The organism is uncultured Veillonella sp., from assembly GCF_934190855.1.
Lineage (GTDB): Bacteria > Bacillota > Negativicutes > Veillonellales > Veillonellaceae > Veillonella.
This window is the reverse complement of record NZ_CAKPTN010000160.1, coordinates 1-3,775: the sequence shown is the minus strand read 5'-3', so window position 1 is coordinate 3,775 and position 3,775 is coordinate 1. Positions and strand designations below refer to the sequence as shown.

Sequence of the window (3,775 nt, the reverse complement as noted above, 5' to 3'; positions counted from 1 at the left end):
GTTATACTCCTAGTGCTTTCCGCGGTGATATGGTTCTTAATACCGACGGCGCTTAATTTGTGGCCTAATACGAGTTTGCCTTATTACCGCTGTATGCAATTCTCATGGTGGCACTCATTTTCGTAGTCGGCATGGTGGTAGACTAGCAAGGATAGAGAGAAAGCTGAAGTTTTAATGAGATTTTCACCGTTTTTGGGTATACTATAAAAGTATTTTCACCATATACGGAGGTAATTACAATGCGTAAATTTGTATATATAATGGCAGCTCTACTCGTGTTAATCGGCATTAATACACGCGACGTAGAAGCTCGTAGAGACGTGTATGCTACGACGTACCACGGCAATAGTTGGTACGTAGACCAAGACTCTGTAAAACGAGTGGGGGATGTCCTCAACTTTACCGTGTACACAACAGCTGGCTTGAGCTATAAAGTAACATCTGGCAATGATGACTACTACAATGCAGACGTATTTTACAATAACGATAAACTCGTATCGGACAAGGGCCAATCCCTCTGGAAATCCCCAGGAATGATGGCGGCCATGCGCGTGGCACGTAAATAAAGATAAGAGGCAGTGACTCAGTCGCTGCCTCTTATTTTATAATACAACATATTAGTATTATTTATCTGTATTTGACGATATATAATATTAACCCTATAATATAAGTAGATAGCCAAGCGAGTAGAACCGTCGGGCTCATCTCAAGAGAATAAATACGTGATGAAATGGCCTTTCAGTTATCCAGTTACTGGTAACGAAGGGCTATTTGTCTTTTCCAAGACAAATAAGCGCCACGAGTGCACCAAAAGCAATGACTACGGTCATTACCTCTAGAGTTATCATGATTAACTCATAATCACTCATAGACACCCCTCCCTTCATTTACGAAGAGAGGCCCAACCCCGATTGACTATCCTAAGTCAATTATATGGCGAACATATAATCGAATCAATAAGAATCTATATATAGAAATATACAAAAATATATATACGTATACGTTAGCAGTAACTATAGTTACTGTTTTTTTATTTGTGGTAATTTTATAGTTATGTGGCAATTTTCACTCATATTTACAAAGTATATAATTATAAATTATAATTAAAAATATTTAATAATTGTTTATAGTGTGTAAAAGAGAGGGTTCTTATGAAACGTATGTGTAAAGCGAACTTATCTTTAGCAATTGCTCTGACAATTGCTAGCTCTGTAGTGCCGTATGCAATGGCGGGAAGTACATTAGTTACCACACCTAATGGTGCAAATATTACGGCAAATAACGGTGGGAAGTTTAAGGCTGGTACAATGACAACCCACATATCTACCATTGAGGCAGATACTGGTAGTACAGTCAGCATTGATAAAGCTGTTTCTAATATTGGCTATAATAATAAGCCTTTCATCAGCAGTAAAGGTGGTAGTACAGTTAGCCTTAAGGAAGGCGTTTATGATGTTCAAAATGTAGATACTCCTATTGCAGTAGCTCAAGGGGGTACTGTTAATATTGGTGTAGATGGCAACAAAGGTAATTTTACTGGCAAGGACTTGTCTTTGGTAGGCGATGTTATTGTTAAAAGCGACCCAAATTACGCGTCTGAGATCAATATTGGTATCGATGGTAAAGAATCTCTTTGGGATGGTTTAGCATTTAATCTAGCAGATAAAGATGCAAAGCATCCAAGTCATATCAATGTATTCCTTGGCGACTATGGTTCTTGGGATCATTTCTATCAAGGTGGCTTGCATGAAGGAACTTTAAGTGGTAGTACTGAACCTAGCCATGTGCATCGACTTGTAGGTTCCAAGAATCGCAACTATGCTAATCATGTAACTCAAAGTGAGTTTAATAAACTTTATGTAGATAAGCTGGAAGGTCATGTAAACTTTATTTATGACCCTAATGATGAAGCTGGAGATACTGAGGATCCAAGCTATCAACCACCAACTAAAACCTATAATGGTGTGACACCAGATTCTTTCTGGGGTGGGGATATTCACATTACAAGTGCTGCTCCTGGTGCGGCTGCTCATGTGTATACGACTCAAAAAGGTCTAGACATGTCTTCCGAAGAGAATGTAAATAAGATCTTAGATAACTTGGCACATAAGATGTATTATCATAACTATGTAAATGGTGAAAGAAACCTTCAAGGCACAGTAGCTATTGCATCTGATGGTTCTGAATCTGGTCGTTTTACAGTCATCACGTCTGGTCATGCTAAAGAAGGCGACATTACTTGGCAAGCAGATAAAGATGGCCAAGGTAAATATGTGTATGGTGAAAATAAACCAGCACCAAAACCTCAACCTAAGCCAGAGGTAAAACCGACTCCAAAACCTGAGCCTAAGCCAGAAGTAAAACCAACACCTCAACCAACTCCGAAACCTGAGGTTAAGCCGGTTCCAGCTCCAGCGCCTAAGCCGGAAGTAAAACCAACACCAGCACCAACTCCAAAACCTGAGGTTAAACCGGTTCCAGCTCCAGCACTTAAGCCTGAAGTAAAACCAGAACCAGCACCGGCTCCAAAACCAGAGGTAAAACCGACTCCGGCTCCTACTCCTAAACCTGAAAATAACGGTCATATTCATGTGGTATTAGGTGATTTTGATACGCCTCATATGCGCGGCACTCGTTCTGCCATCATGAGCAATATCAATGGTTGGAGAACATTAACAGATAATATGTATCGTCCACGCGTATTACAACAAGGTGAACCAACAGGTATCTGGGCTCGCGTTGGGGGCGGTAAATACAGCTATAATGCAAAAGGTATCGACACAGATACAACGTATACACGCATTCAAGGTGGTTACGACGCTAAAACTAGCAGCGGTTGGACTGTAGGGGGTCAAGTTTCTTACCTTCGTGGCAACGATGACTATGTATTCAATGGCTCCGGTAAAGAAAAAGCCTTTGCTGTTGGTGCATATGGCTTGAAAGATCTTGGCAACGATCAATACATCCACATCGAGTCTCAAGTAGGTCGTGTATCTAATGATTTTACAGCTCGCAATGAGATTGGTGAAAGACTTTCTGGTGAAACTAAAGCGAATGCTTACACAATTGGTGTACGCTATGGTAAAACTGTGAAGCTTTCAAATGGTACATACATTGAACCACAAGCACAATTGAGCTATACTCACTTTGGTGGCGATAGCTTCAATGCTGGTAGTATGCATGTAGAACAATCTGGTGTGAGCAGCACAGCAGGTGGTCTTGGCCTTGAAATCGGGAAAAACTTTGGTGCAGGTAACATCTATACTCGCGTTGGCGTAAACCATGCCTTCTCTGGTACAGTGAAAACTGCGTACACAAGTGGTGCCACTACTAAATACACATCCGAAGACATTAAAGGTACTTGGACAGATTTAGCATTCGGTGGCCGTTATGGCTTCAATGCAAATAACAGTATCTTCGCTGATCTTAGCACAGGTCTATCTGGCGACTATAAAGCCGGTTGGTCTGTAAATGCAGGATTTACACATAAATTCTAATTTGTTATATACATAGTAAACAAAAATAGCCCCTTTATAGGGGCTATTTCATTTGTATATTTCTATTTATAGATTCTTATTGATTCGATTATATGGAGCCTTTGGAGCACTTGTGGCGCTTATTTGTCTGGGAAAAGACAAATAGCCCTTCGTTACCAGTAACTGGATAACTGAAAGGCCATTTCATCAATTATTTTCACTTTTGAGATGAGCCCGACGGTTCTACTCGCTTGGCTATCTACTTATATTATAGAGATAATTATATATATCGTCAAATT

2 protein-coding genes are annotated in these 3,775 nt (G+C 40.2%); both read left to right on the top strand.

Annotated elements, in window-relative coordinates; all coding sequences use genetic code 11:
- The first annotated feature begins 239 nt into the window (after nucleotides 1-239).
- Nucleotides 240-566, top strand: coding sequence for a Tat pathway signal protein (locus Q0F90_RS08065; RefSeq protein WP_296004588.1), 327 nt, complete (start codon nucleotides 240-242; stop codon nucleotides 564-566).
- A gap of 585 nt (nucleotides 567-1,151) precedes the next feature.
- The gene (locus Q0F90_RS08060) at nucleotides 1,152-3,497 is read left to right on the top strand and encodes an autotransporter outer membrane beta-barrel domain-containing protein (RefSeq protein WP_296004586.1); all 2,346 of its coding nucleotides are present in this window, start codon (nucleotides 1,152-1,154) and stop codon (nucleotides 3,495-3,497) included.
- The last annotated feature ends 278 nt before the right edge of the window (nucleotides 3,498-3,775 follow it).